At 61.4% G+C, this 22,959-nt stretch carries 24 protein-coding genes; 15 read left to right on the forward strand and 9 right to left on the reverse strand.

Annotated elements, in window-relative coordinates:
• The first annotated feature begins 60 nt into the window (after positions 1–60).
• From V7660_RS01620 to V7660_RS01630, 3 genes are read left to right on the forward strand one after another with little or no spacing between them, the layout of a single operon-like run.
• Positions 61–1,356, forward strand: a complete 1,296-nt coding sequence (locus V7660_RS01620; RefSeq protein ID WP_335601374.1) for a divergent polysaccharide deacetylase family protein — start codon at positions 61–63, stop codon at positions 1,354–1,356.
• A complete protein-coding gene (locus V7660_RS01625) occupies positions 1,353–1,868 on the forward strand; it encodes an RNA pyrophosphohydrolase (protein WP_335601375.1) in 516 nt (171 codons plus the stop codon). Before V7660_RS01620 ends, V7660_RS01625 begins: the two co-directional genes overlap by 4 nt.
• 29 nt (positions 1,869–1,897) lie before the next feature.
• The gene (locus V7660_RS01630; protein ID WP_335601376.1) at positions 1,898–2,668 is read left to right on the forward strand and encodes an alpha/beta hydrolase; all 771 of its coding nucleotides are present in this window, start codon (positions 1,898–1,900) and stop codon (positions 2,666–2,668) included.
• A 61-nt stretch (positions 2,669–2,729) separates the two neighbouring features.
• Here V7660_RS01630 and folE read toward each other — a convergent pair whose 3' ends face one another.
• Complete coding sequence (gene folE, locus V7660_RS01635) at positions 2,730–3,347, reverse strand: GTP cyclohydrolase I FolE (protein ID WP_348211047.1); 618 nt, start codon at positions 3,345–3,347, stop codon at positions 2,730–2,732.
• 372 nt (positions 3,348–3,719) lie between these two features.
• Here folE and cysS point away from each other — a divergent pair, with 372 nt between their 5' ends.
• The 6 genes from cysS (at position 3,720) to V7660_RS01665 (ending at position 10,482) form a co-directional block, all read left to right on the forward strand.
• Entirely contained in the window at positions 3,720–5,105 is a 1,386-nt protein-coding gene (gene cysS / locus V7660_RS01640) for a cysteine--tRNA ligase (protein WP_335601378.1), read from the forward strand.
• 158 nt (positions 5,106–5,263) lie between these two features.
• The gene (locus V7660_RS01645) at positions 5,264–5,776 is read left to right on the forward strand and encodes an iron-sulfur cluster assembly scaffold protein (protein WP_335601379.1); all 513 of its coding nucleotides are present in this window, start codon (positions 5,264–5,266) and stop codon (positions 5,774–5,776) included.
• Position 5,777: 1 nt separating this feature from the next.
• Entirely contained in the window at positions 5,778–6,125 is a 348-nt protein-coding gene (gene yidD / locus V7660_RS01650) for a membrane protein insertion efficiency factor YidD (protein ID WP_335601380.1), read from the forward strand.
• Between the two features lie 280 nt (positions 6,126–6,405).
• Positions 6,406–8,379, forward strand: a complete 1,974-nt coding sequence (thrS, locus tag V7660_RS01655) for a threonine--tRNA ligase (RefSeq protein ID WP_335601381.1) — start codon at positions 6,406–6,408, stop codon at positions 8,377–8,379.
• 49 nt (positions 8,380–8,428) lie between these two features.
• Complete coding sequence (locus tag V7660_RS01660; protein WP_335601382.1) at positions 8,429–9,676, forward strand: O-antigen ligase family protein; 1,248 nt, start codon at positions 8,429–8,431, stop codon at positions 9,674–9,676.
• Positions 9,673–10,482: a glycosyltransferase family 2 protein gene (locus V7660_RS01665; protein ID WP_335601383.1), complete on the forward strand. Its 810-nt coding sequence runs from the start codon at positions 9,673–9,675 to the stop codon at positions 10,480–10,482. Before V7660_RS01660 ends, V7660_RS01665 begins: the two co-directional genes overlap by 4 nt.
• Here the strand turns inward: V7660_RS01665 and V7660_RS01670 are convergent.
• Positions 10,479–10,925, reverse strand: a complete 447-nt coding sequence (locus V7660_RS01670) for a cupin domain-containing protein (RefSeq protein ID WP_335601384.1) — start codon at positions 10,923–10,925, stop codon at positions 10,479–10,481. The two genes, V7660_RS01665 and V7660_RS01670, sit on opposite strands and share 4 nt — an antisense overlap.
• Positions 10,925–11,698 (reverse strand): hydroxyacylglutathione hydrolase, encoded by a 774-nt coding sequence (gene gloB / locus V7660_RS01675; RefSeq protein ID WP_335601385.1) that lies wholly within the window; start codon positions 11,696–11,698, stop codon positions 10,925–10,927. The genes V7660_RS01670 and gloB overlap by 1 nt, the downstream gene beginning before the upstream one ends.
• 38 nt (positions 11,699–11,736) lie before the next feature.
• Here gloB and V7660_RS01680 point away from each other — a divergent pair, with 38 nt between their 5' ends.
• Entirely contained in the window at positions 11,737–12,480 is a 744-nt protein-coding gene (locus V7660_RS01680; protein WP_335601386.1) for a class I SAM-dependent methyltransferase, read from the forward strand.
• 68 nt (positions 12,481–12,548) lie between these two features.
• Positions 12,549–12,893: a P-II family nitrogen regulator gene (locus tag V7660_RS01685; protein WP_035547527.1), complete on the forward strand. Its 345-nt coding sequence runs from the start codon at positions 12,549–12,551 to the stop codon at positions 12,891–12,893.
• Here V7660_RS01685 and V7660_RS01690 read toward each other — a convergent pair.
• On the reverse strand, positions 12,890–13,267 hold the full coding sequence (locus tag V7660_RS01690) for a DUF983 domain-containing protein (protein WP_335601387.1): 378 nt from the start codon (positions 13,265–13,267) through the stop codon (positions 12,890–12,892). The genes V7660_RS01685 and V7660_RS01690 overlap by 4 nt on opposite strands.
• Before the next feature lie 175 nt (positions 13,268–13,442).
• Here V7660_RS01690 and V7660_RS01695 point away from each other — a divergent pair, with 175 nt between their 5' ends.
• The 3 genes from V7660_RS01695 (at position 13,443) to msrB (ending at position 15,209) form a co-directional block, all read left to right on the forward strand.
• Positions 13,443–14,390 (forward strand): prephenate/arogenate dehydrogenase family protein, encoded by a 948-nt coding sequence (locus V7660_RS01695; RefSeq protein ID WP_335601388.1) that lies wholly within the window; start codon positions 13,443–13,445, stop codon positions 14,388–14,390.
• Positions 14,377–14,616 (forward strand): DUF2164 domain-containing protein, encoded by a 240-nt coding sequence (locus V7660_RS01700; protein ID WP_335601389.1) that lies wholly within the window; start codon positions 14,377–14,379, stop codon positions 14,614–14,616. Before V7660_RS01695 ends, V7660_RS01700 begins: the two co-directional genes overlap by 14 nt.
• Before the next feature lie 68 nt (positions 14,617–14,684).
• The gene (msrB, locus tag V7660_RS01705) at positions 14,685–15,209 is read left to right on the forward strand and encodes a peptide-methionine (R)-S-oxide reductase MsrB (RefSeq protein ID WP_335601390.1); all 525 of its coding nucleotides are present in this window, start codon (positions 14,685–14,687) and stop codon (positions 15,207–15,209) included.
• A gap of 7 nt (positions 15,210–15,216) precedes the next feature.
• On the opposite strand, the gene V7660_RS01710 is transcribed toward msrB, so the two are convergent.
• From V7660_RS01710 to V7660_RS01725, 4 genes are read right to left on the reverse strand one after another with little or no spacing between them, the layout of a single operon-like run.
• The gene (locus V7660_RS01710) at positions 15,217–16,524 is read right to left on the reverse strand and encodes a M23 family metallopeptidase (RefSeq protein WP_335601391.1); all 1,308 of its coding nucleotides are present in this window, start codon (positions 16,522–16,524) and stop codon (positions 15,217–15,219) included.
• Positions 16,524–17,165 carry a hypothetical protein gene (locus V7660_RS01715; protein ID WP_335601392.1) on the reverse strand — a complete coding sequence of 214 codons (642 nt, stop codon included), beginning with the start codon at positions 17,163–17,165 and terminating at the stop codon, positions 16,524–16,526. Before V7660_RS01715 ends, V7660_RS01710 begins: the two co-directional genes overlap by 1 nt.
• On the reverse strand, positions 17,162–17,755 hold the full coding sequence (locus V7660_RS01720) for a hypothetical protein (protein ID WP_335601393.1): 594 nt from the start codon (positions 17,753–17,755) through the stop codon (positions 17,162–17,164). The genes V7660_RS01715 and V7660_RS01720 overlap by 4 nt, the downstream gene beginning before the upstream one ends.
• Positions 17,755–20,058, reverse strand: a complete 2,304-nt coding sequence (locus V7660_RS01725) for a S8 family peptidase (protein ID WP_335601394.1) — start codon at positions 20,056–20,058, stop codon at positions 17,755–17,757. The genes V7660_RS01720 and V7660_RS01725 overlap by 1 nt, the downstream gene beginning before the upstream one ends.
• 205 nt (positions 20,059–20,263) lie before the next feature.
• Here V7660_RS01725 and V7660_RS01730 point away from each other — a divergent pair, with 205 nt between their 5' ends.
• The gene (locus V7660_RS01730; RefSeq protein WP_335601395.1) at positions 20,264–21,544 is read left to right on the forward strand and encodes an MFS transporter; all 1,281 of its coding nucleotides are present in this window, start codon (positions 20,264–20,266) and stop codon (positions 21,542–21,544) included.
• On the opposite strand, the gene V7660_RS01735 is transcribed toward V7660_RS01730, so the two are convergent.
• The gene (locus tag V7660_RS01735) at positions 21,545–22,888 is read right to left on the reverse strand and encodes a lytic murein transglycosylase (protein WP_335601396.1); all 1,344 of its coding nucleotides are present in this window, start codon (positions 22,886–22,888) and stop codon (positions 21,545–21,547) included.
• Between the last annotated feature and the right edge of the window lie 71 nt (positions 22,889–22,959).

Here is a 22,959-nt window from a genome sequence, read left to right on the forward strand (position 1 = left end):
CCAGTTGGATGCAATTCTGATCGTTCAGAATTCTTCAAACTGGTTCGACGAGGTCCATCAATGGCTAGCCGCAGGGATGCCGACCCTTCACCTTTGCGCACGGGTCTGACCCATGCAGCCATGAGCTTGCTCGTTTTTGGGGGCTTGGCCGCCAGCCTCGGTGCTGGCATCCATTACTCCGGCAACCCTTCGGATTCCGGGCCGCGCGCCGTGCTGGCCCTGTTTGAAACCAGTCAAGGCTCCACCGCAGAGCTCAAATCCCGCTTGAAAGGCGAGACCCCCCAGGCACTTGGCGCCCGTGTGGTGCTGGCGGAAGATGACACGCCATCCGAACAGCCGAGCCTCGGGGTCGAATACGCCGAATCCGCCGCGCCATCTCCCGCTCCGACCGGGCAGGGGGATGAAGACTCGCCCACAGGCGGCATCCGCATCAATGGCAAGCTCGTACGCCCCGGCGAATCCTATGGTGAGGTCACCCGCGTGACCTCACTAGATACCGCCCCCGTGGCTGGTCTGACCGAACGCGTGAACGGCCTGTCTCTTCCGCGCATCTCCGCAGACGGACAAGCGCCGGCAGATGTTTATGCCCGTCCCTTCGCCAATCCGGGCAACCAGCCCGTCGTGGCGCTGGTCATTGGCGGTCTTGGCATCAATTCGACCCACACCAAGGCGGCGATTGAAGAGTTGCCGCCTGAAGTGACGCTCTCCTTCGCGCCGGATGCGGGCAATTTGCAGTACTGGGTCAACAAGGCCCGCGAGCAGGGACATGAAGTCCTGATCGAAGTGCCGATGGAATCCTTTGAATATGGCCGCATGAAGATGCATCCGCAGACCCTGCTGGCCGGGGATACAGGGGATCGCAACCTGCCGCGCCTCGAACGCCTCTTGAGCCGGGCGAGCGGATATTTCGGCATCATCAACTACCAGGGCGCCAAGTTCGCGGAAGACCCGGGCGCTGTCGGGCCTGTGCTGCAGACGCTGCGCGACCGGGGCATCGCGCTGGTCGAGGATGGCAGCTTCAAGAATGGGGCCTTTGATCGGGCAGCCATGCGGACACAGGTTAAATTTACGCGCGCGGCGGCGACCATTGATGCGAAGCTGACAGCCGACGATATTCGCACCGAATTGCTGGGGCTTGAAACCCTCGCCAAGGAAAACGGCGCCTCCATGGGCGCGGGATATGCCTTCCCGCTGACCATCGAGATTGCCAAGGATTGGACTCAGGACATGCAGAAGCGCGGGGTCGTCCTTGCGCCGGTATCTGCCCTGGTTTCGGTTGGCCCTGCAGAAAAATCCCAGCCTAAGCGTGTCCAGACTGGAAGCCTGTCGCAGGCTCCGGTAAACCCGGAAGGGTGACGATACCCGCGCCTGATCCCGACCTGTACCGGCCGAATGTTGGCCTTGCACTGTTTTCCAAGGCGGGACACGTCTTCATTGGGCGGCGTATCAATGGCCGGGGCGCGTTCCAGTGGCAGATGCCTCAGGGCGGCATCGACAAAGGGGAGACGCCGCTCGTCGGCGCCCTGCGAGAACTGGAAGAAGAGGTCGGTGTGCCCGAAAAACTGGTCGATGTGCTCGAAGAGACGTCTGACTGGCTGTTCTACGATTTCCCGCCTGACCTGAAGAAGCGCCTGCCCGGGCCCTATATCGGCCAGCGGCAGAAATGGTTCGCCTTCCGGTTCAAGGGCTCTGACAGTGACGTCCGGCTCGACCGGCACACGCCGGAATTCGATGCATGGCGCTGGTCGCGGCTTGAGGACGTGCCGGCGCTTGTCGTGCCATTCAAGCGGCTCGTTTATTCAGAAGTGGCTAATCGGTTCCAGACTTGGACGGACCCGGTTTCCGGCCACAAGGAAGTTCAGGGCTGAACGGTTTTGACAGATAGAGGCGCCACCTGATGACGAAATCCCTGCTGATGATTCATGGGATAGGGTGTGGCGGCGAGGTCTGGCACCGGATGCAACCGGGCTTTGAGGCCGCTGGATGGACCTGTAGCACACCGACCCTGTTCCCGGACCAGCGTGTCCGCGAAAATCCTCCGGCGTCCCTGTCCGATCTTGGGCTCGATGACTATGTAAAATCCATGGCAGACACAGCCCGCCTGATGGCCGACGAAACAGGCGCGAAACCTGCCGTAATCGGCCATTCCATGGGCGGTCTGATCGCGCAGTGCCTGGTCGAGCAGGGGCTGGTGAGCCAGGCGGTCTTCCTGACGCCTGCCCAGCCCAAGGATTGCAGCGCGGTCACGCTGCCTGTCGCTTACACCTTCCTGAACATCCTGATCGGCCGGAACCGGTCCAAGGCTTACAAGGTCTGGGAGTCAGGCTTTCGCTATGGCGTGCTCAACAAGGTGCCGCGCCGCCGCCATGCCGAGATTTATGCCGATGCGCGCTATGATTCCGGAAAGGTATACGGCGACATTGCGGACGGAATCGAGATCGACGAAACCCTGTTCACTGTCCCTACGCTGACCATTGCGGCGACAGCAGATCGCGCAACCCCGGCCAAGGCCGTCCGCAAGGCCGGCGAGAAATATGCGAAGAGCCCGGTGGCCGGAGACTTCCTGGAATACAAGAACAATGCCCACTGGATCGTGGATGAGCCAGGAACGGACAAGGTCGTGGCGGATATTGTTGCCTGGCTGAAAAAGACCCGGCCCGGTCAGTAGCAGTTAAAGAAAAACCCCGACGCATCGCGCCGGGGTTCATTCGTCTTCGATGAAAACGGGCTCAGCCCTTGCCGGCCATGCGCAGGAAGCGGTTGCGCAAATCGGCATCCGATTTGAACACGCCCGTGAACTGCGTGGTGATCGTGCTGACATCCTTGTGGTGGACACCGCGGGTCGACATGCATTCATGCACGGCGTCGATGAGGACGGCCGTCCCCATCGGGGCCAGGCTATCGGTGATGGCGTCACAGATCTGGGCGGTCATGGTTTCCTGCGTCTGCAGGCGTTTCGAGAAAATCTCGACCACGCGCGCCAGCTTGGAAATGCCGACAACTGCGGCAGAGGGCATGTAGGCGACATACGCCTTGCCGAGGAAGGGCGCCATGTGATGCTCGCAATGGCTCTCCACGTCGATGTTACGCAGCATGACGATGTCATCATAGCCCTGCACGTCTTCGAAGGTGCGCGACAGGTATTTCACCGGGTCTTCGTCATAGCCGGAGAACCATTCCTTGTAGGCGTTGACGACCCGTTTTGGCGTGTCGAGCAGGCCTTCACGCCGTGGATCGTCACCGGCCCACGCGATGAGCGTGCGCACAGCTTCTTCGGCCTCTTGAACGGTAGGGCGCTTCATGGGCTCTGCGCGTGCCTTGTCTTTATTGGGAGTGATGGCGTCCATGGCCATAATTGAAGTTTCCTTCGACTGAGGGACGGGGGTCGAGCCGAGGCTTGGTCTGGGAAAGCGTGAAAAAGGCTCCCCTGCCCGGACTTAACGCCCGCCCGGAGTTGCTACCCTCAGGGCGATACGTGGAACATAAGGGCGAGAATGCCCTGTTTCCAGCCCTTTCTACGGTGACGTGGCGCGAGCGGATGACCCCGATCTTGGCTTTTTTGCCTGCTGATGATATCGCCTACAGCATGAAAACAACTCGATTTCCGTGTCCGTCTGCCTGCCGGTGTTGCTGTTAACGCATCAACACGCCATTAGGGCTGGCCAGCTACCCGTAGCGCCAGCGACACGTCCAGACTTCCGAAATCGAGCCCAAAGACCATGACAATCCGCCTTTACGACACCGCCGCGCGCAAAAAGCGCGTTTTCCAGCCGCAGGATCCGGCACGGGTGACGATGTATGTCTGCGGCCCCACGGTCTATAATTACGCTCATATTGGCAATGCCCGCCCGCCCATCGTGTTCGATGTGCTGCGGCGCCTGCTGATGAGGGTGTATGGGGACGATGCCGTGATCTACGCACGCAACATCACCGACATTGAAGACAAGATCATCAAGGCGAGCCTTGCGAGCGGTGAGCCAATTGCCGAGATCACGAAGAAATTCGCGGATATTTACAATGCGGATACGTCCGCGCTGAACGTGCTGTCGCCGAGCATCGAGCCCTGGGCGACCGATCATGTCGGCGAAATGATCGAGATGATCGAGAAACTCGTCCGCAAGAGCTACGCTTATGTCGGCAAGGAAGGCGTCTGGTTCTCCGTCAATTCCATGCCGGATTATGGCAAACTGTCCGGCCGCAAGCTTGATGACAATGAAGCAGGGGCCCGTGTCGCCGTGGACGCCGACAAGCGCGACCCGGCCGACTTCGCGCTTTGGAAATTTGCCAAGGAAGGCGAGCCAGAGGACGCGATCTGGGACAGCCCATGGGGCAGGGGACGTCCCGGCTGGCATATCGAATGCTCGGCCATGGCCGCCAAGCATCTCGGCAAGACAATCGACATTCATGGCGGCGGCATCGACCTCCAATTCCCGCATCATGAAAACGAGATCGCCCAGTCGGAATGCGCGCATGGCGAGATCATGGCGAATTACTGGATGCACAATGGCTTCCTCGATATGGGCGGCGAGAAGATGTCGAAGTCGCTCGGCAATGTCGTCCTGGTCCATGAGCTGCTGGAGCAGTGGCACGGGGAAGTGCTGCGCTTTGCCATGCTGAGCGGCCACTACCGCGCGCCGCTCGACTGGACAGAGGATTTGCTGAAACAGGCCAAGACCACGCTTGACCGGATCTATGGCGCGCTGCGCCGTGTCTGGGACGCTGAAGGCGGCCGGATTGATGATCGCGGCGTCTTCGATGCGCTCTGCGATGATTTGAATACGCCAGAAGCGCTCGCGTCTTTGTCTCGGCTCGCCGGTGAAGCCAATACGGCGGCCGACAAAGGCGATGTGGATGCGATGGCCACGGCGCGCGCAAATCTGCTGGATGCCGGCGAACTCCTGGGGCTTCTGACGCTCACGCCCAAGGCGTGGGAGCAGGGCGGGGATGATGACGGAAATGACCGTATCGACGCGCTGGTGCAGGCCCGCATTGATGCGCGCGCAGCCAAAGACTGGGCCGAGGCCGACCGGATTCGCGACGAACTCGCCGCCAAAGGCATCGAGATCATGGACGGTGCCGGTGGCTCCACCTGGCGACGCGTCTGATTGACATTTGGACTGCATTTGACCCGATGACGGAAGCTTTATTTGACCTTAACACGCCTCTCCTGTGTGGTCGGGTCACGGCCTGAGCGCCCCGTTTTCAATGCACGACGAACTTTCGCCGCCTGCCTCGTGTTTCTGCACGCGTCAGGCGGCTTTTTTTGTCACCGCGCCCAGCCTTGCGCGGCGCAGCTGCGAAGGCCATGTTTCAGGCGATGAGCGAACTTTATCACAATCGTGTTCTCGAACTGGCCGCGGAGATTCCGCATATTGGCGATCTGCCTGATCCGGACGGCTCAGTCCTGAAGGTTTCCCGTGTGTGCGGATCGACCGTGAAGGTCGATCTTACCCTGGATGAGGCCGGCGAGCGGATCACAGCCATTGCGGTCGATCCAAAGGCGTGCGCGCTGGGCCAGGCGGCAACCTCCATTCTGGCTGAGCACGCCATCGGCGCAATGATTGAAGAGGTGTTCGCGGCGCGAGATGCTTTGAAGGGCATGCTGAAGGATAACGGACCCCCGCCAGAAGGCCGGTTCTGGGAACTGCGCCATCTGGAACCCGTAGCCGATTATCCGCCGCGTCATACGTCCACCCTGCTAGCTTTTGAGGCGGCGGTTGCCGCAATCGAAGAAGCCTTGGCAAGCCGCGGTCTTGCGCGCGAGACGGCAGGCTGAGATGGCCGGGTTGCGGCGACGGTCGGCCAATGGTCTGCTCTGGGTCTACAAGCATGGGCCGAGCCAGGTGTTCTACGCCTTCGGCGCGCGGTGCCAGCATACACCGACCTGTAGCGAATATGGCGCCGAATGCGTGGCCCGCCATGGCTGGTGGCCGGGCATATGGATGGGACTGGCGCGGTTCATCCGGTGCCGACCGGGCGGCAGTCTTGGCAAGGACCCCGTGCCGGAAACATTGCCGGATATACCGGCTTGGCAGCCTTGGCGCTATGGCGAATGGTCGGCGCGCAAGGCCATGGAACGAATTGAAAACCGCCAGTCCTCATGCCATATGAAACGAGATGAGTGATATTCGTTGCCTTCCTGGCCCTGTTGGCCTGACCACACGAACTCGCCGGGGTGCCTGACGCGCCCCCTTGGCTGCGCCTTTGTGCGCGCCCGCTTCATGTACCCATAAACAGCCCGAAAGAAGCCCGGATAGGGTCCGAAAACCCCGCCACTGCGCGAGAAAAGCGTATGGGGTGGGAAATCTGGTGAAGTCGCGTTAAGCAGACGCCGGATAAAGGGCCTGACCGGAACCGAATTTGCCGCGCTGTACAGAGCGCAAGAATGCACGAAAAGATTAGACCATGATCAAAGTATCCCTGCCAGACGGCTCCGTCCGCGAATATGAAGAGGGCGCGTCGCCCTTTGATGTCGCAAAATCGATTTCCAATTCCCTCGCCAAGAAGGCGCTTGCCGCCCGGGTTGACGGCGAGCTGAGAGATTTGATGCGCCCGCTCGACGGCGACGCGAAGGTCGAACTCGTTACGGCGAATGATGCCGAAGGCCTCGAACTGATCCGCCACGATGCGGCCCACGTGCTCGCCCAGGCGGTGCAGGAACTCTATCCCGATGCGCAGGTCACGATTGGCCCAGTCATCGATGATGGCTTCTATTACGACTTTGCCCGCGAAGAGCCGTTCTCGACAGAAGATTTCGAAAAGATCGAAGCCAAGATGCGGGCGATCATAGACGCCGACTATCCCATCGTTCGCGAAGTCTGGGACAAGGATCAGGCAATCGAGACGTTCAAGAAGGTCGGCGAAGACTACAAGGCGCAGATCATCGACGACATCATCCCACCGGGCGAGGCGATCACGGTCTACAAGCAAGGCGACTGGTTTGACCTTTGCCGCGGCCCGCACTTGCCCAGCACGGGCAAGCTACCGAAGGCGTTCAAGCTGATGAAGCTGGCAGGCGCCTATTGGCGCGGCGACTCCAAGAACGAGATGCTCCAGCGCATGTACGGCACAGCCTGGGCCAATGAGAAAGATCTCAAGGCGCATTTGCTGCGCCTCGAAGAGGCCGAGAAGCGCGACCACCGCAAACTCGCGACGCAACTCGACTTGTTCCATCTCGACGGTCTCGCGGCCGCCGGGTCCATCTTCTGGCATCCGAAAGGCTACCAGATCTGGCTGCAGATCGAATCCTATATGCGCCGGCGCCTTGATGCCGCCGGCTATGAGGAGATCAAGACCCCGCAATTGATGGATTCCGCCCAGTGGGAGAAATCCGGCCATTGGGGCAAGTATCGCGAGAACATGTTCATCGTGCCGGACTTCATTCCCGAGGGTGACGAAGGCGTGGACATTTCGGTGCCGGAAGACGCCAAGCTGATGGCGCTCAAGCCGATGAACTGCCCGGCCCATGTCGAAGTCTTCAAGCAGGGCCAGAAATCCTATCGCGACCTGCCGCTGCGCCTCGCGGAATTTGGCTGTTGCCATCGCAACGAGCCGCATGGCGCGCTGCACGGGATCATGCGGGTCCGTCAGTTTACGCAGGATGATGCGCACATCTTCTGCCGGGAAGACCAGATCGTCGAAGAGTCTATCCGCTTCTGCCGCCTGCTCGAAAGCGTGTACCGGGATTTCGGTTTTGAGAATATCGCTGTGAAGCTGTCGACGCGGCCGGACGTGCGTGCCGGTGATGACGCCACGTGGGACCGCGCCGAGAAGGGCCTTGAAGAGGCCGTGAAAGCGGCGGGCCTGCCTTGCGAGATCATGCCGGGGGAAGGGGCCTTTTACGGGCCGAAGCTGGAGTTCCAGCTGACGGACGCCATTGGCCGTGTCTGGCAATGCGGTACGCTCCAACTCGACTATGTCCTGCCGGAACGTCTCGGGGCGGAATATACTGCTTCGGACGGGTCCAAGCAGCGCCCGGTCATGCTCCACCGCGCAATCCTTGGCTCGATGGAACGCTTCATCGGTATCCTGATCGAGGAATTCTCCGGGGCATTCCCGATGTGGCTGTCGCCGGTGCAAGTCGTGGTGGCGGCCATCACGGATGCGGCAAATGACTATGCCGAAGAAGCCGCTACCGCGCTCCGCAAGGCGGGCCTCCGCGTCGAGACCGATCTTCGCAATGAGAAGATCAATTACAAGGTCCGCGAGCATTCGCTGCAGAAAGTGCCGATCATTGCCGTAGTCGGAGGCCGTGAAGCCGAGGACCGTACGCTCGCGCTACGCCGTCTGGGCAGCAATGGCCAACAGATGATCTCTCTGGACGATGCCTGCATTGAACTTGCCCAAGAGGCGCTCGCGCCAGACCTGAAATCCGACTGATCCGGATCAGCAGGTGACAGGCACCGCGGAACAGGAAAAGATGCGTGGCATGAGCTACGCACCTTTTCTCGCGGCGGCCTTCCTGTTGTGGCCTTTCACCTGCATAGCCGGAACACAAGGCAATGTGCTCCTGCTCGCGCTTGCGGCCATTCCTGCAGTGTTTGTTGCACGGCCCGGCATCCGGCCTGCGCACTACTGGATGGCAGCTACTGCCTTCCTCGTCTGGGCCGTTGCGAGTGAATACTGGTCACCGGTCTCGCGCGGAATCGTCACTGGAAACCTGTTGGAAGGGGATTTTGCCATTCGGTCTGCCGGATTGCGGATCGCCCTGACACTGATGTTTGCAACTCTCCTCATTGCCGGGACATTGCGCATCGCGCCGGGGCGGGCCCAGATTTCCTCACGCCTCATGTTGGGCGCTGTGTCCGTACATGGCCTGCTCGTGCTGCTTAGCCCGTATCTTGGGGCGGCCGCCATGCCCTTCTTCTATGGGGATGACCCGCTCGAATATTCCTCGGGCTTCCAGAATCTTGACCGTGGCGCCAATGCGTTTGCACTCGTGCTTCCCATCCTTGTTGCCTATCTTGGTGCGCGGTCGGGTATCGCCTGGAAAGGTGTGGCGTTTCTGGTCGCCTTGGCCAGTGCGGCAAGTTTCGCCCTGCTTGGCGCTTCGGCCGCCATGTTCGGCGCCCTGCTCATGCTGGCCGCTTTCCTCATTATACGCCTGTTTCCAAACTATGGCCTGCGCGGCCTGTTTACGGCGGCGGCGGCCTATATCGCGCTCGCGCCCTTCCTGATCGGCGGCCTGCTTCACCTGCTGGAACGGTCCGGCAGGACCTTGCCGGGGTCGTTTCAGTCGCGTGCCTGGTCGTGGGAGGTCGTGATCGGGAAGATACAGGAGGCGCCGCTGACGGGACATGGCATCGAAGCTTCGAAATCCTGGCGGGAGACATATGCGGCCTATCCGGAATGGATGGCGCAATTGCCGGATTTCTGGGCGCACTACCCGGTTGTGCCGGGCCATCCGCACAATATGGCGCTTCAGATCTGGGCCGAAACAGGCTTGGTTGGTGCCTTGCTGATGGCGCTGGCTGTCCTGCTGGTCGGCTGGCGCCTCCCTCCGGGGGGCAGGCTGCGTGCAGATGTCCGCTATGCCATTGGGGGCATGCTGGCGGCGACCTTCTGCCTGTTCAGCTTCTCCTATAGTGCCTGGAATGAGGCCTTCTGGGCGACCCTAGCCCTGGCGGTTGCTGCGCTTGTTCTCCTGTCCCGCCGCGTAAGAGGATCGCTCGGATGACTCTGCCCACCATTACGGCGGTCGTTGTGACCTATCATACCGGTCCGCGGCTGCATGAATGTCTCTATGCGCTGAAGTCCGATCCGGACGTCTCGGAAATTGTGGTGGTCGACAATGGGAACCCGCCGGCGGAGCAGGACTGGATCGCTAATTTCGCTGCGGTGTCAAACAAGGTGCATATTGTCCGTGACGGGACAAATCCCGGTTTCGGGGCAGGGGTCAACAAGGGCGCGGCAGGGGCGCTGGGCAAGCTGCTCCTCGTAATCAATCCGGACGCCGTGCTGCGCCGGGGCTCTCTTGCGAGACTGGTCGGGGCGATGGACAAGCGCGCCGAGCCGGTGCTGGTCGGGGGCAAGATATTCGATATTCATGGCCGCGAAGAACGCGGGGCCCGGCGCAACACGCTGACGCTGATGCGCGCGATGGGATTTGGGAAGTGGACGCTCGAGAACGAGCCATCCCCCCGGGAATCCATAGAGGTCGGGGCCGTCTCAGGCGCCTTCTTCATGATGGATCGCCATGCGTTTCGCAGCATGGGCGGCTTTGATGAAGGCTATTTCCTGCATGTAGAGGATGTCGACCTTTGCCGCCGCGTGCTGAAGGCGGGCGGGAGTGTTGTCTACCAGCCCCATGCGGGCGCGCTGCATTATGGGTCGACATCGGACATTCCCTCTGATGCCGTGATCGAACACAAGGGACGCAGTCTAGTCCGCTATTTCAGGAAGTTCGCAAACGGCCCACTAGAGCGGTTGGTGGTCGTCCTCATCTCGCCGCTGATGGTACGCGCGCTGAGGGCGCGCCGCTAGACGGTCGGGCGCCAGTCCTCAGGGGCCAGTTCGAACCCGCCAAAATGAAATCCCGGCGCAACGATACAGCTGACAAGCGTCCAGGCGCCCAGCGTCTCGGCAGTCTGCCAATGCTGGGCAGGGATGACGCATTGCAGAACCTGCCCAGCGCGAAGGTCAGGACCCAGCGTGATGGCGCGCGCGCCTTGTCCGTCCGGAGGCGATTGTGTCAGGGACAATGGACCGCCAGCGTGCCACAGCCAGAATTCATCTGCGTCCACCCGGTGCCAGGCGGATACTTCATCGGCCTGTAGCAGGTAGTAGATCAAGGTCGATGTGGCGCGGCCGCCCTCTGGCGTGGGCGCCCGGAATGTCTCGCGATAGTGGCCACCTTCCGGATGCTTGATCAAACCCAGCATCCGGATGATTTCATTAGCCCCGAGATCGCCGGAAATGCCGCGCATCAGAAACGATCCTTGCGGCCCCGGATCTCGGCAAAGGTTTCCACCGCGTTGCCGGGGTGTCCCATGGCGGCCTGAAGGGCAGGATCATCCGCCCGCAGGAAGGGGTTCGTCCGGAGTTCCTTGTTGAGTCGCGTTGGTACGGTTGGCAGGCCCTCGGCACGGCGCTCATCAATCCACCGCGCATACTCCTTCAGGTCTTCATTGTCCGGATCGACCGTGACGGCGAACCGGGCATTCGCCTGCGTGTACTCGTGCGCGCAGTAGAGCATGGTCTCAGGCGGCAAGGCTTTCAGCTTGGACAGGCTGTTCCACATCATGTCCATCGTGCCTTCAAACACCCGGCCACAGCCGAGAGCGAAAACGGAATCGCCGACGAAGGCAACGCCCTGATCTGCGAAATGGTAGGCAATATGGCCCAGCGTGTGTCCGGGCACATCGAGCACACGGGCAGGCGCGCGACCAAACTCGACGATGTCGCCTTCGGACAGTTTCACATCAATGCCGGGAATCCTGTCGGCCTCTCCGGCTGGGCCATAGATGGTGCAGTCGGTTTGCTCCTTGATCCTGAGGTTTCCGCCGGCATGGTCCGGATGCCAGTGCGTGTTCAGGATATGGGAAATCGTCCAGCCCATCCGGGCCGCTTCGGCCAGGTATTTTTCGGCGTCCGGCGTGTCGATTGCGGCCGTATCGCCCGAATAGTGTTCGTGGACGAGGTAGCCGTAATTATCGTTCAGGCAGGGAAATTTGTGTATGTCGAGAGTAATCTTCGTCATCAGTGTCTCCTGCAGACCAGACTAGCACAGGCCTTTTCATGCGTCAGGATGCCGTCACTTTGCAACGTTTCTATGCGTCCCCGTTGGGATTGGCGGCAACGCGTATCCTGTCGGGCAAGCTGACGGACCTCTGGGGGGATGCGCGGGGCCTGTCCTTGCTGGGGCTTGGCTACGCCATTCCGGTACTGGAGGCTTTCGGCGCCGCGCCCGGCCGCAGTGTGGCGGCCATCCCGCTCGACCATGGCCCGGTTTCCTGGGATCCATTCGGGCGCGGCAATGCCGCCGTTGCGATCGGCGATGTCCGCCTGCCCTTTCCGGACGGGATGTTCGACCGGGTGATCGTTCTGCACGGTCTGGAGGAAGCGGGCAATCCGCGCGCCTATTTGCGGGAGATCTGGCGGATCACGGCGCCCGAGGGGCGGATCGTGCTGGCCGCGTCAAATAGGTCCGGACTCTGGTCTCGCGCGACCCGGACGCCGTTTGGTCAGGGCCGGCCATGGACACGCGCTCAGCTGATGAATCTGCTCTCTATCGGCTTGTTCCAGGTCACGGCGTCCAGCAGTGCGCTCTACATGCCGCCACTGGCGACCCCTCTCGTCGCATCTGCGGCAGAAGGATGGGAAGTGATGGGCCGAATGCTCGCGCCGGGCCTTGGCGGCGTGGTGCTGGTGGAAGCGGTCAAACGCCTTTACGCGTCTCCGGGGGGCGGTGCGACAGCACCAGTGACCGAAAAAGTGCGTTTGGCACGGCCTGTGACAAGCAATGGCCGCGAAAGCCATTGACGGCCCACCGCGCGCCTCGGTAGTTTAGAAATGACTAATTCGCATTATAGATCAAAGGATTGAGCGCCATGAAACTCGTAACAGCCATCTTCAAGCCGAGCCGGCTGGATGCGGTGATTGACGCGCTGTCCGAAGCGGGCGCGACCGGACTGACCGTCTCGGAAGTGCGCGGATATGGCCGTCAGCTCGGCAAGACGGAAGTCTATCGGGGCGCCGAGTATGAAGTGCGGCTCCTGCCGAAAGTCAAAGTTGAAGTCGCCTGCCCGGCGGCGTCGGCCGAGCGGTATGCCGAAGCCATCACCCAAGCCGCCAATACGGGCACGATCGGGGACGGCAAGATCTTTATCTATGATCTGGACAGCATTATCCGCATCCGTACCGGCGAACGCGACGAGCAGGCTGTGTCAGGCTAGTCCCTGTCTTCTGACTGGAAGCTCGCTTGTTCGGCGCCATGGTGAAGCTGCAAATTCAGCAGCACACCTTTGGCCACGGGAAGCAACCAGAGTGACAGACCGATCACCGCTGCGCACAACACGATGAACGCGATGATCATCGGTGCCAGCGGCAACGGGCTCATTGGCAGCAGGAACAGGAACGGGGCCAGCAGCAGCAGCACGCCAAAGCCGACAAAAAAGGCTGGGCCGTCGGCCGTATCAGCCTCCGACATGTCGCGCCCGCATACGGGGCAGGATTTGTTGAGCTTGAGATAGGAGCTGTACAGCTTGCCTTCGCCGCAATTGCCGCACCGTTGGCGGATGCCGGAAATAATGGGGGAGGGGTTGCTCATGTTCCAAGACCTTTTCTGGTCGTATGACCGGACAAATTTTTGTCTGCGTATGTTCCGTACATAGGAAGCGCGCCGCCTATGTCAGCTGCGGTAGATGGTTGCAGGGACATGTAACCCTTGACCTTGGCCGCTGCATTCCCCACCAGAGCGGGCGCAATCTGTCTGCAGGAACACTATGACCGAACCCGTCTTCACCAAGATCGCCATTATCGGCGCCGGCCTGATCGGTGCGTCCATTGCGCGGGCCGCCCAGGAGTATGGCGCGGCGGAGTCTGTGGTCCTGTATGATGTCAGCGATAATGTGCGCCAGCGCGCGGCAGGTATTGGTCTCGGCAATATAGCGGCGGATCTGGGATCCGCTGTCACGGAAGCCGATTGCGTGTTTCTTTGCGTGCCTGTGGGGGCGCTGGAGGCGGTGGCAGCCGATGCTGTGCCGCTGATGAAGGCCGGTGCCATTCTGACGGATGTCGGTTCGGTCAAGGAACAGGCCGCTTCAGCGCTTTCTGCGGCGGCAGACGGACGCGTCCATATTATTCCGGGTCATCCGATTGCCGGTACCGAGCAGTCCGGTCCGGAAGCGGGCTTTCCGACGCTCTTCCAGAATGCCTGGCACATCCTGACGCCGCTGGCGGAGGGGGATGCAGATTATGCCGAGGCGATCTCGCGACTGGAAGCTTTCTGGACGCAACTGGGCGCAACCGTCGAGACAATGGATGCGGCCCGGCATGACCGCGTGCTCGCCATTACGTCACATCTGCCGCATCTCATCGCGTTCAATATTGTTGCAACGGCATTCGACATGGAAACCGTGGAGCAGGGCGAAGTCGTGAAATATTCCGCAGGGGGGTTCCGGGATTTCACGCGTATCGCCGCTTCCGATCCGGTCATGTGGCGTGATGTTTTTCTGCACAACAAGGATGCGGTGCTGGAATGCCTCGGCCGGTTCTCCGAAGATCTCGCCGCCCTGCAGCGCGCCATCCGCTGGGGGGACGGGGAGACCTTGTTCAACGAATTTACCCGCGCCCGCTCGATCCGGAAGGCAATCATTGATGCCGGCCAGGATTCCGGTGCGGTGAATTTCGGGCGGAACCTGCCCAAGGGAGATGAGGATGAAAGCGCTTGAGCTGACGGAGGAACGCCGCGAGACACTTCGCGGGCATTTGCAGACCCTGTTTGCAACTGAATTCGACGAACGCCTCAGCGCCTTTCGCGCAGACGATATCATAGATTTGATGCTGAAGACGCTTGGGTCGGCCGTCTACAATCAGGCCGTGGCCGATGTGCGGATGCATCTGCAAGGCAAACTGGACGATCTGGATGGCGAAGTCTGGGTCGAGGATGCGGGCTGATGTGCACCTCACGCGCTTGTGTGTAGTGCGCGACTGAACCATCCGGCATGGTCCCGCGTATGAACCGCATGAGACATCAGATTTCCCGACGTTCGCTGCTCCTCACTGGCGCCGCCTCGCTAGGCCTTGCCGCCTGTTCCATCAATTCGACGTCGGAATCGGCTGATGCCGAAAATGCTGACAATGAGGACCAGTTTGCAGAGTCCAAATGGCGGCAGTTGACCGAAGAGGATTGGCGGGCGCGTCTCAGCGAGGCTGCCTTTGCCGTTTTACGGGACGAGGATACGGAGCGACCCTTCACATCTGACCTGAACAAGGAAGCCCGTACGGGAACCTATCATTGCGCGGGCTGCGACCTCGCCTTGTTCTCATCGGAGACGAAATTCGAATCCGGCACAGGCTGGCCCAGCTTCTATGATGTGCTGCCGGGCGCCATGGGCACCAAGTCAGACCGCAAGCTTATCTATGTGCGTACGGAATATCATTGTGCCCGGTGCCTGGGGCATCAGGGGCATGTGTTCGAGGATGGACCGGAGCCGACCGGCTTGCGGTATTGCAACAATGGCGTCGCGCTGACCTTCAAGCCGGCCTGATCCCGGATCACTCGATGATTTTCATTCCTTCGGGGATCACGAATGGCGTGGTGGCGACCCCGACGGTGCCGGCTTCGACCATTTCGCCGGGTCCGCCTTCCCGCCGCTCATAGGCTTTTGCCAATGAGAGATAGGGTGGGACATGGACCCAGCCTGCGCCTCCATCATTCTGCGTGATTTCGAAATGCAGGTGGAATGTCGTTGGCGTGCCGCCGAAATCGTTAGAGACGTAGCCGATATGCTGTCCCGCCTGGACGGTATCGCCGGCTTTTACCTGCAATTTGTCCATGTTCATGTGCATGTATTTGAAGATGCGGCCGCCTGCGCGCAAATTCACGCTGTAGGTGCCGACATGGGAAATGACGCCATCCGACACGGCAACGACCTTGTGGAAGGTGCGATCGCTGGCGGCCGTCCGGCGCAGCGTATTACATTCCTGCGGGGTCCCCACGCGGATGTCCTGACCCTGATGAACCTTTGGCTGGGGACAGTAAGGGGAGGTGCGATTGGCGCTCCGCACTTCGCAGAAATTGTCCCGCCAGGGATAGTCATAGTTGCGGGCATCGCACTGGTCGCCGCCCGCGACGCCGCCGCCAAAGCTGAAGACTTGCGATTGGAGGTATGCAGGCGCCTCCGCGATGGGGAAGACAAGGTCCGGCGCGTAAACAACCTGCTCCGGCGCGCCCTGACCCGAGCCGGGAAGAAGGGCACCAGCCTCGAAATAGCTGAAGGTCGGCTCGACGGGCTCCGGAAGGCTGGCTGTGTCTTCATCCTCGTCAATTGTATCTTCCGGTGTGACATCTGAATCATCCGGTTCGTCGACATCCGGTTCCGTATCTGGGGGCGTGTCCGGATCGGGGGCGACCACGGGACCTGTGTCCTCATCCGGATCAGTAGCCATGTCCGGAGCGTCGGTGCCATCTTCCCCATCTTCGTCCACCGGAGTCGTATCAGGAACAGGATCCGGCTCGTCGGCATCGAGCGAGTCCTCTATGGGCGTATCCGTATCTGCCGCATCCGTGTCAGTCTCGTCCGGAAGGGCGGGATCTGGGGTCTCTGAGGCGTTATCGCCTGCTGGCAGATCGTCTGTGTCGCCAGCCTCCGCATCCGTATCAATGGGCGGCTGGTCTCCATTTCCATATGGATCATCCACGGGGGCGGAGGGTGGCGGTGGGCCAGGGGCCCCCGGCGGTACGGAAGGCCCGGCATCCGGGGTCGCCGGGCTTGGCCCGCCATCTCCCGGAAATCTGACAAAGTCGCAGGCGGCCAGCATCAAGGCTGCGCTCGCCAGCAGCAGCAATCGTGTTGGTTTCATCAACGCGTCCCCGCAATTACAAGCTTGTTGGTCACCTCCAGAGCTTCTTGCTCCGTGATGCAGTCGGCTTCATCCCCCTCAATGGATTTGCACTCGAACTCCACAAAGTAGTCGGCGCCATAGCGCGAGAATGATACTTGCGCTCCACTCATGGTCGGGGTGTAGGTCAGGACAGGCTCGTCTTCTCCATCGCCGGACGTATCCGCTCCAATGACCTCATTCGTGCCGTTGACGATGATGTCGTAATCAATGCCGGGATAGGCTGCGAAATAGCCATCCGACATGGGTTGGAACCGGACGCCGCTTTCCGCACCTTGTGGCACGACTATCCCGGTCGGCAACAGGACGGGGACAGGTGGTGCAGTTCCGCCGGATTCTACCTGGAAACTGGTCTGGCGTTGTTCGGTCGGCGTGGCAGCGAGATCTGCGCGGGCCGCGTCCCAGTCAATCGTCGCCGTGCTGGCCACCATGACCGAGCTTTCGGACTCGTCTGGAAGGATCGTGGCCTCGTCTGGTGTGGCGTCTGGCGCTTCGGTCTCAACCGGGGCCGGCTCGTCACGGTCGCGCGCAACGAGGAAGTCACATGCTGCAAGAGACAGCGTGCATCCGCCCGCAATGAGTAGTGTACGGATAGATGTCATTTGCGTTTGTCCTCTCCGGGATGAGCTACGAAATCGGGGTCCGCATAGGCGACGCCGTCAATTGACAAGATACGCTTGCGAATGTCTTCGATCTGGCCGCGGGTGGGCTCAACGCCCGGAGGCAGCCTGTAGGTCAAATTGATTTCACCGGAATAGCTGGCGCCGACGAGGCGGAAATCCCTTAATGTCGGGATTTCCGCCGCCAGGTCTGCAAAGGCAGCCTCTGCTGCGGCGCGGTCGCGTTTGTAGTTCCGGCAGATCGTGTCGATTTCAGGCCGCCCTTTCAGGCGCACGATGAAGGTCGCTTCCGCGCCGGCCAAGCGAGGGTGCGTGGTCGCGGGGGTCGGCAGGGCCGGCGCGTCACCAGCGGCAGGCGCAGGGCGCAGCTGTTCCACACCCACCGACCCAGCGGGCGGGCGGCTGTCCGTCACCGTCTGCTCGGCAGTTTGTTTCTGTCCAGCCGCGGACTGCCGGCTATCCCGGCTATCATTGGCCACAACGACCAGCCCGACTGCGCTCGCCAACAGGGTGACCCCTGCGAGACCGAGCGGTCCGCCCAGATGGACAGGGGAAGGGCGGCGTTTCGGCATTATTTTTCGCCGCCACCGGTCGACCGCTCCGGCACCATGGCAAGGTCCAGCAGGCCTTGGCCGCATGGCCGCGTGCACATGTCCGGGCTGCCTTCAATGGGCGTCGTGCCCGGATAAAGCGCGCAGGCGCCAGAACATTGCTGGGCGGATCGTGGGCTGGCCGCAGCCAGAAGGGTCGCCTTCAACTCTTCCGGCGTGGCATCCGGGTCGCGCGCCTTCAGCAGGGCGAGCGCCGCCGAGACATGCGGCGCGGCCATCGAAGTGCCCTGTTCGAAGGCGTAGAAGCAATCATCCACAGCCTCGCCGGTGACCGGATCGTAGCAATTTGTTGCGGCCTTCGTGGAGAGCACACCGTCCGGCCGGCCATCGCCATTGTCGTCTCGCGTCAAATCCCCGCCAGGCGCCAGCAGGTCCACTTCAGGGCCGAAATTCGAGTATGGCGCGATATATCCCCGCGCGTCACCCGCGGCGACAGTGATGACATTCGCGCAGCCGCCTGGCGCATAATATTGCGTGGCGACCCGGGCATTGCCAGCCGCTGAGACAACGAGCACGCCACGATCAGTGACGGAGTCGATGGCGTCCTGGAGGGAGGCCGGGCAATACTCGAACAGGCCAATGGACAGATTGATCACATCGGCCGGATTGTCGTTCCAGATCTCATTGCCTTCTTCATCTTCAGCCGGGATCAGACCACCTGCCCAGCGGATGGCGTCATTGATATCGGACAGGCGTCCGCCGCATTTGCCGAGGGCGCGAACCGGGACGATCTTCACATTCCACGCGCCGCCTGCAACACCGGAGGCGTTGTTGGTGGCTGCTGCGCCAATCGTTCCTGCCACATGCGTGCCGTGGAACGTATCTTCCGCAAATGGTACGGATGGATCACAGAGATCGCCGGGGTCGTTCGGGTCGGCGTCGCGGCCGTCGCCATCATTGCCCATGCGCGGGTCGGAGACCATGTCCCAGCCGGGCGCGATATTCGGGGAATCCTTGATGTCGGGATGTTCCAGTTGCAGGCCGGTATCCACGACGGCGACGACGACCTTCTCAGACCCTTCCGTGCCCTGACGGGTCCAGAAGTCCTGGAAGCTGGCGCCGCCAGACGATTCGCCTTCGCCTGTGCCATTGTTCTGGAAATGCCATTGCAGCTCCCAGAGAGGGTCATTCGGCGTGATGGTCGTGTCGGTGATGACAGTCGGTGTCGCATCCGTGCCGGTGGTCGGAGAATCCGGGCGGGGCTTCCGGGCGAACTGGTTCTCGAAGATATAGTCCTTCTCGACATATTCGAACTGTCCGGACTCTCGCAAATCCTTGACGATACATTCTGTGGCCAAAACCGGGCTCGACTGTACCGTCACCATGTCCGGATTGTCCGGGCACTCGATTTTCGCATCGACGGCGAGGAAGTTCTGGAGCGCCCCGCGGGGCGATCCCGCAGGTGTGAACCGGGTCGGGCTCCCGCCATCCTCCCCAATCTGGATGACCATCTGGCCTTCCCGGGACAGGGCCACTTCGCCGCCCATGCCGTACTTGGACAATGTGTCCAGCATCACCGAATTGGCGTCGCGCTGAGCTTTGATGGCATCACGGCTGATCACCGACCGGCGCGCCAGTTTGCGGGCAGCGGCCTTTTCCTGAATGGGGGCTGATTCCAGCGAACGCGGATTGAGTGAGCGGGTCCGCGGCGCGGAGGCTGGCTCCTTCGCAGCCACCTGCTCCTGTTGTTTTGAAGCCTGTTCGATGTCCCGCAACGTCTTGTCGCGCGCCTTCGGATCAAGCTTTACCTTGGGCATGACGCGGGCGGGCTGGACTGACAGGCTGCGGGGGGCAGAAGGGGCTGAGGGCGCTGGGCTGGCTTCAGTCGCGGCCTCGGATTCCATCATCAGCGCGCTCTCGGGCTCAACCGCTTCGTCCGAGAATTCGTCGAACACTTCCGGGTCTTCCAGGAAGACCTCGTCATCCTCGACGACCGCCATGGCTTCGGCAGGGGGGATGTCTTTTGGTTTGGCGATGATGGACCCGACGGCGAACATCGGCCCCGCGCTGGCGGTTTCAAAGTTCATGTCATTGCGCAGCGTACCGGCAATGGCCCGGTCCATGACATCTGCTGCTTCAAGGGGTCTGGGGGAGTCCGGTTCGACAAGGGTCCGGCCACTCAGCTGGTCCATGGTCGCCTCGGCGAGATCACGGGCGCGTTCGAGCCGGGTGTCCTGTTGGTCGCAGGCGGTCAGCGCGAGCAGGCTGGCCAAGGCAGTTCCGAGCACAAGGCGGCCCGGCGTCGATATCAGTTTCCGCAGCATGTGAGATATCCCCGTGTGTTTCCCAAGATACTCCCAGCTCCATAGATTAACCCTTTAGCAAGATTATGACGAGGGTTGGGCATTGTCCAACGTAAACGCATTTTCCAGCTGACAGTTGCGAGCGCCTAAACGAAAAACCGACTGCCCTAGCGGCACCTTTGGCTTGCTGCTGGACATTTCCGGAAGACGGGCCGATGACATGAGAATGAGTGAGGGGCAGACGATTCCACCAGATATGTCCAGGCCAGACCGGCGCGGCGCCTTCTTCCTGTTATTCTTCTCCCTGATGGCCATTGGCGCCGGCAACACGATGCTGATTGCGGCCGTTCTGCCGCCGCTCACCCGGGAGATTGGCCTGCCGGACTGGATGGCCGGGGCCATTTTCGGCCTGTCTGCCTTGTGCTGGTCATTGATGTCGCCGTTCTGGGGCGGACGTTCGAACCGGTGGGGCAGGCGGCCCGTCGCCGCGCTGGGACTCGCCGGGTACGGCATGTCCATGCTGCTACTATTCCTGACCGGGTGGCTGACTCTGTCCGGCGTGCTGACCGGCACCTTCCTGATGTTCGCCTGCCTCGCCATGTCGCGCTCGATCTTCGGCTTGCTGGGCTCCGGCACCAATCCGGCCGCGCAGGCCTATGTCGCCGACCGCACCAGCCAGGCTGAACGCCAATCCGAAATTGCCTTCATCACGTCCGGGTTCAGTGTTGGCACGGTTGTCGGCCCCGCCTTCGCCGCGGCGTTGGTGGCGACACTTGGGCTGCTTAGCCCGCTCCTCCTGACGGCGGTGATCGCCTTCACCATGTCGGCGATGATCTGGTTCCGCCTGCCGGAAGAGCGCGACCCGGTTACGGATGCTACGCAGTTTGACGAGATTCCCGGCGCGCGGGGCCTGTGGCGGTCCGGGCCGGTCCTGCCTTTCCTCGTCTTTGCAGTCTGCCTGTCGTTGACGACCGGCGTCCTGACGCAGGTGTTCGTATTCTCCGTCATGGACAAATTGGGAGTCTCCGGGAAGGAGGCCGCGCAATTCACCGGGCCTGCTTTCACCGTGGGCGCCTTGGCCGTGCTGCTGGCGCAACTTGTGCTGATCCCGCGCCTGAAACTGAAAAACAAGACGCTGATGTGGGGCGGGTGCCTGCCGCTGCTGGTCGGCGCCATCCTGATGGTGTTCGCGAATGATTATGCGAACCTGATCTTGGCCCAGTTCTGCATCGGCCTCGGGCAGGGGCTTGCGCGACCGGGCTTCTCCAGTGGCGCATCGCTTGCTGTGTCACCCCAATTGCAGGGCAATGTCGCAGGCCTCGTGATTTCAGCCAATGGCATGGGCTTTATCATCACGCCGTTCTTTGGCCTGTTCGTCTACGAATATGTGAACCCGCACCTGCCATTCATTTTCTGCGCAGGCTTGCTCACGTTCATGATCCTTTTCGCCCGGTTCGGGCTGAAGGATGGCGTCGGCGAACCTGATGAAGAGTTCGACGACGCCTGATCAGTTCGTGCCTGACGGGGTGGACGCCACGCCGACCGTCGAGTCCGCAGTGACGAGCGCGAGCGCCTGTTTCGTCGGATAGCCGTCGGCGACAAGCCCTCGCGACTTCTGGAATGCCTGCAGGGCGCCTTTGGTCTTGCGGCCCGGGATTCCGTCCACGCCCCCGGCGTCAAAGCCCTGCGCATTCAGGGCGGCTTGCAGGATCTTGATCTCGCTCACGGTGAGGGGCGTCAGATGCGTGGGCCATGAAGCCACCGGTCCGCGTTGCCCGCCCATCGCATCGCCGGACAGGCCGACGGCGAACGCATAGGAGTCGGCATTGTTGTAGGTCTTGAAGGCCTTGAAATTGTTGAACAGCAGATATTTCGGACCTTCCGCGCCAGCAGGGAGCCAAAGCTCGGCGTAATTGGCGCCACCCGTCTCGAAGGCACCGCCCCGCGCGGGCACGAGGCCAGCGCTTGCCCAGGTTTCGATCCGGCGTTCATTGCCGTCTGCGAGGCCAAAATCGAACCCGGTGCGCGCGAGCACTTCAATGCCCCAGGGCTGGTTCAGTGTGTAGCCGGAATGGGCAAGGTAGTTTGCCGTCGAGGCCAGTGCGTCGGCTTCGTTTTCCCAGATGTCCTTCTTGCCATCGCCATCGAAGTCTTCGGCATAAGCGATGAAAGTTGAGGGCATGAACTGGGTGTGGCCCATGGCACCTGCCCATCCGGCGGTGAGATCGTCGCGGTCGGCGTCTCCCTGTTCGAGGATCTTCATCAGGGAGAACAATTCGCGCTCAGCCAAGCTCTGCCTGCGGCCTTCCACAGCCATGTTGGCGAGGACGTTTGGCGCGTCGAAATTCCCTTTGACGGCGCCGAAGCTCGTTTCCATGCCCCAGATCGCGACGATGGCTTCGCGGTCGACGTCATAGGCAGCTTCAAGCGCATCGAACAGGGCCGGGTTTTCCGCGAGGCGCGAGGCCCCGGTCCGGATGCGGCTGTCGCTCATCGGCACGCGCAGATAATCCCAGATCGGCTTTGCAAATTCGGCCTGGTCCTCGATCCCGGTCTGAGCAGGCTGGAAACTCGACCCCAGCCAGAGCTCCAATGGGGAGATTCCTGCCAGGACAGATTTCACGACCTCGCGGTCATGTCCGGCTGCAAGCGCCTTTGCCGAGAAGACGGTGCGCCATGTGTCCATGCCGGCATGGCCCGAGGAGGCGTAGGTGATGGGGCCGGTTTCGGGGGCAGGGGCAGCGATCGGCGGCGGCGCAGCCTGACCCGGCGTGTGGGCGCAGGCCGCAACCAGCCCAGTCATCGCCGCGGCCGCAACAATATGGGAGCGCCTCAGCGCAAACTGTACCATTCTACCAGCTCCTGAAACTGCACGTTCATGACAGCGTGCAACCTTGACTCTTCTTACCGGATTCATTACCC

Source organism: Hyphomonas sp. (genome assembly GCF_036964145.1).
Classification (GTDB): Bacteria; Pseudomonadota; Alphaproteobacteria; order Caulobacterales; family Hyphomonadaceae; genus Hyphomonas.

Bases quoted from the DNA above. Each gene is read 5' to 3' on its own strand.
- V7660_RS01620 (WP_335601374.1), top strand. From the start codon at position 61: ATGGCTAGCCGCAGGGATGCCGACCCTTCACCTTTGCGCACGGGTCTG.
- V7660_RS01630 (WP_335601376.1), top strand. From the start codon at position 1,898: ATGACGAAATCCCTGCTGATGATTCATGGGATAGGGTGTGGCGGCGAG.
- folE (WP_348211047.1), bottom strand. From the start codon at position 3,347: ATGGACGCCATCACTCCCAATAAAGACAAGGCACGCGCAGAGCCCATG.
- cysS (WP_335601378.1), top strand. From the start codon at position 3,720: ATGACAATCCGCCTTTACGACACCGCCGCGCGCAAAAAGCGCGTTTTC.
- yidD (WP_335601380.1), top strand. From the start codon at position 5,778: ATGGCCGGGTTGCGGCGACGGTCGGCCAATGGTCTGCTCTGGGTCTAC.
- thrS (WP_335601381.1), top strand. From the start codon at position 6,406: ATGATCAAAGTATCCCTGCCAGACGGCTCCGTCCGCGAATATGAAGAG.
- V7660_RS01660 (WP_335601382.1), top strand. From the start codon at position 8,429: ATGAGCTACGCACCTTTTCTCGCGGCGGCCTTCCTGTTGTGGCCTTTC.
- V7660_RS01665 (WP_335601383.1), top strand. From the start codon at position 9,673: ATGACTCTGCCCACCATTACGGCGGTCGTTGTGACCTATCATACCGGT.
- V7660_RS01670 (WP_335601384.1), bottom strand. From the start codon at position 10,925: ATGCGCGGCATTTCCGGCGATCTCGGGGCTAATGAAATCATCCGGATG.
- gloB (WP_335601385.1), bottom strand. From the start codon at position 11,698: ATGACGAAGATTACTCTCGACATACACAAATTTCCCTGCCTGAACGAT.
- V7660_RS01680 (WP_335601386.1), top strand. From the start codon at position 11,737: ATGCGTCAGGATGCCGTCACTTTGCAACGTTTCTATGCGTCCCCGTTG.
- V7660_RS01685 (WP_035547527.1), top strand. From the start codon at position 12,549: ATGAAACTCGTAACAGCCATCTTCAAGCCGAGCCGGCTGGATGCGGTG.
- V7660_RS01690 (WP_335601387.1), bottom strand. From the start codon at position 13,267: ATGAGCAACCCCTCCCCCATTATTTCCGGCATCCGCCAACGGTGCGGC.
- V7660_RS01695 (WP_335601388.1), top strand. From the start codon at position 13,443: ATGACCGAACCCGTCTTCACCAAGATCGCCATTATCGGCGCCGGCCTG.
- V7660_RS01700 (WP_335601389.1), top strand. From the start codon at position 14,377: ATGAAAGCGCTTGAGCTGACGGAGGAACGCCGCGAGACACTTCGCGGG.
- msrB (WP_335601390.1), top strand. From the start codon at position 14,685: ATGAGACATCAGATTTCCCGACGTTCGCTGCTCCTCACTGGCGCCGCC.
- V7660_RS01710 (WP_335601391.1), bottom strand. From the start codon at position 16,524: ATGAAACCAACACGATTGCTGCTGCTGGCGAGCGCAGCCTTGATGCTG.
- V7660_RS01715 (WP_335601392.1), bottom strand. From the start codon at position 17,165: ATGACATCTATCCGTACACTACTCATTGCGGGCGGATGCACGCTGTCT.
- V7660_RS01720 (WP_335601393.1), bottom strand. From the start codon at position 17,755: ATGCCGAAACGCCGCCCTTCCCCTGTCCATCTGGGCGGACCGCTCGGT.
- V7660_RS01725 (WP_335601394.1), bottom strand. From the start codon at position 20,058: ATGCTGCGGAAACTGATATCGACGCCGGGCCGCCTTGTGCTCGGAACT.
- V7660_RS01730 (WP_335601395.1), top strand. From the start codon at position 20,264: ATGAGTGAGGGGCAGACGATTCCACCAGATATGTCCAGGCCAGACCGG.
- V7660_RS01735 (WP_335601396.1), bottom strand. From the start codon at position 22,888: ATGGTACAGTTTGCGCTGAGGCGCTCCCATATTGTTGCGGCCGCGGCG.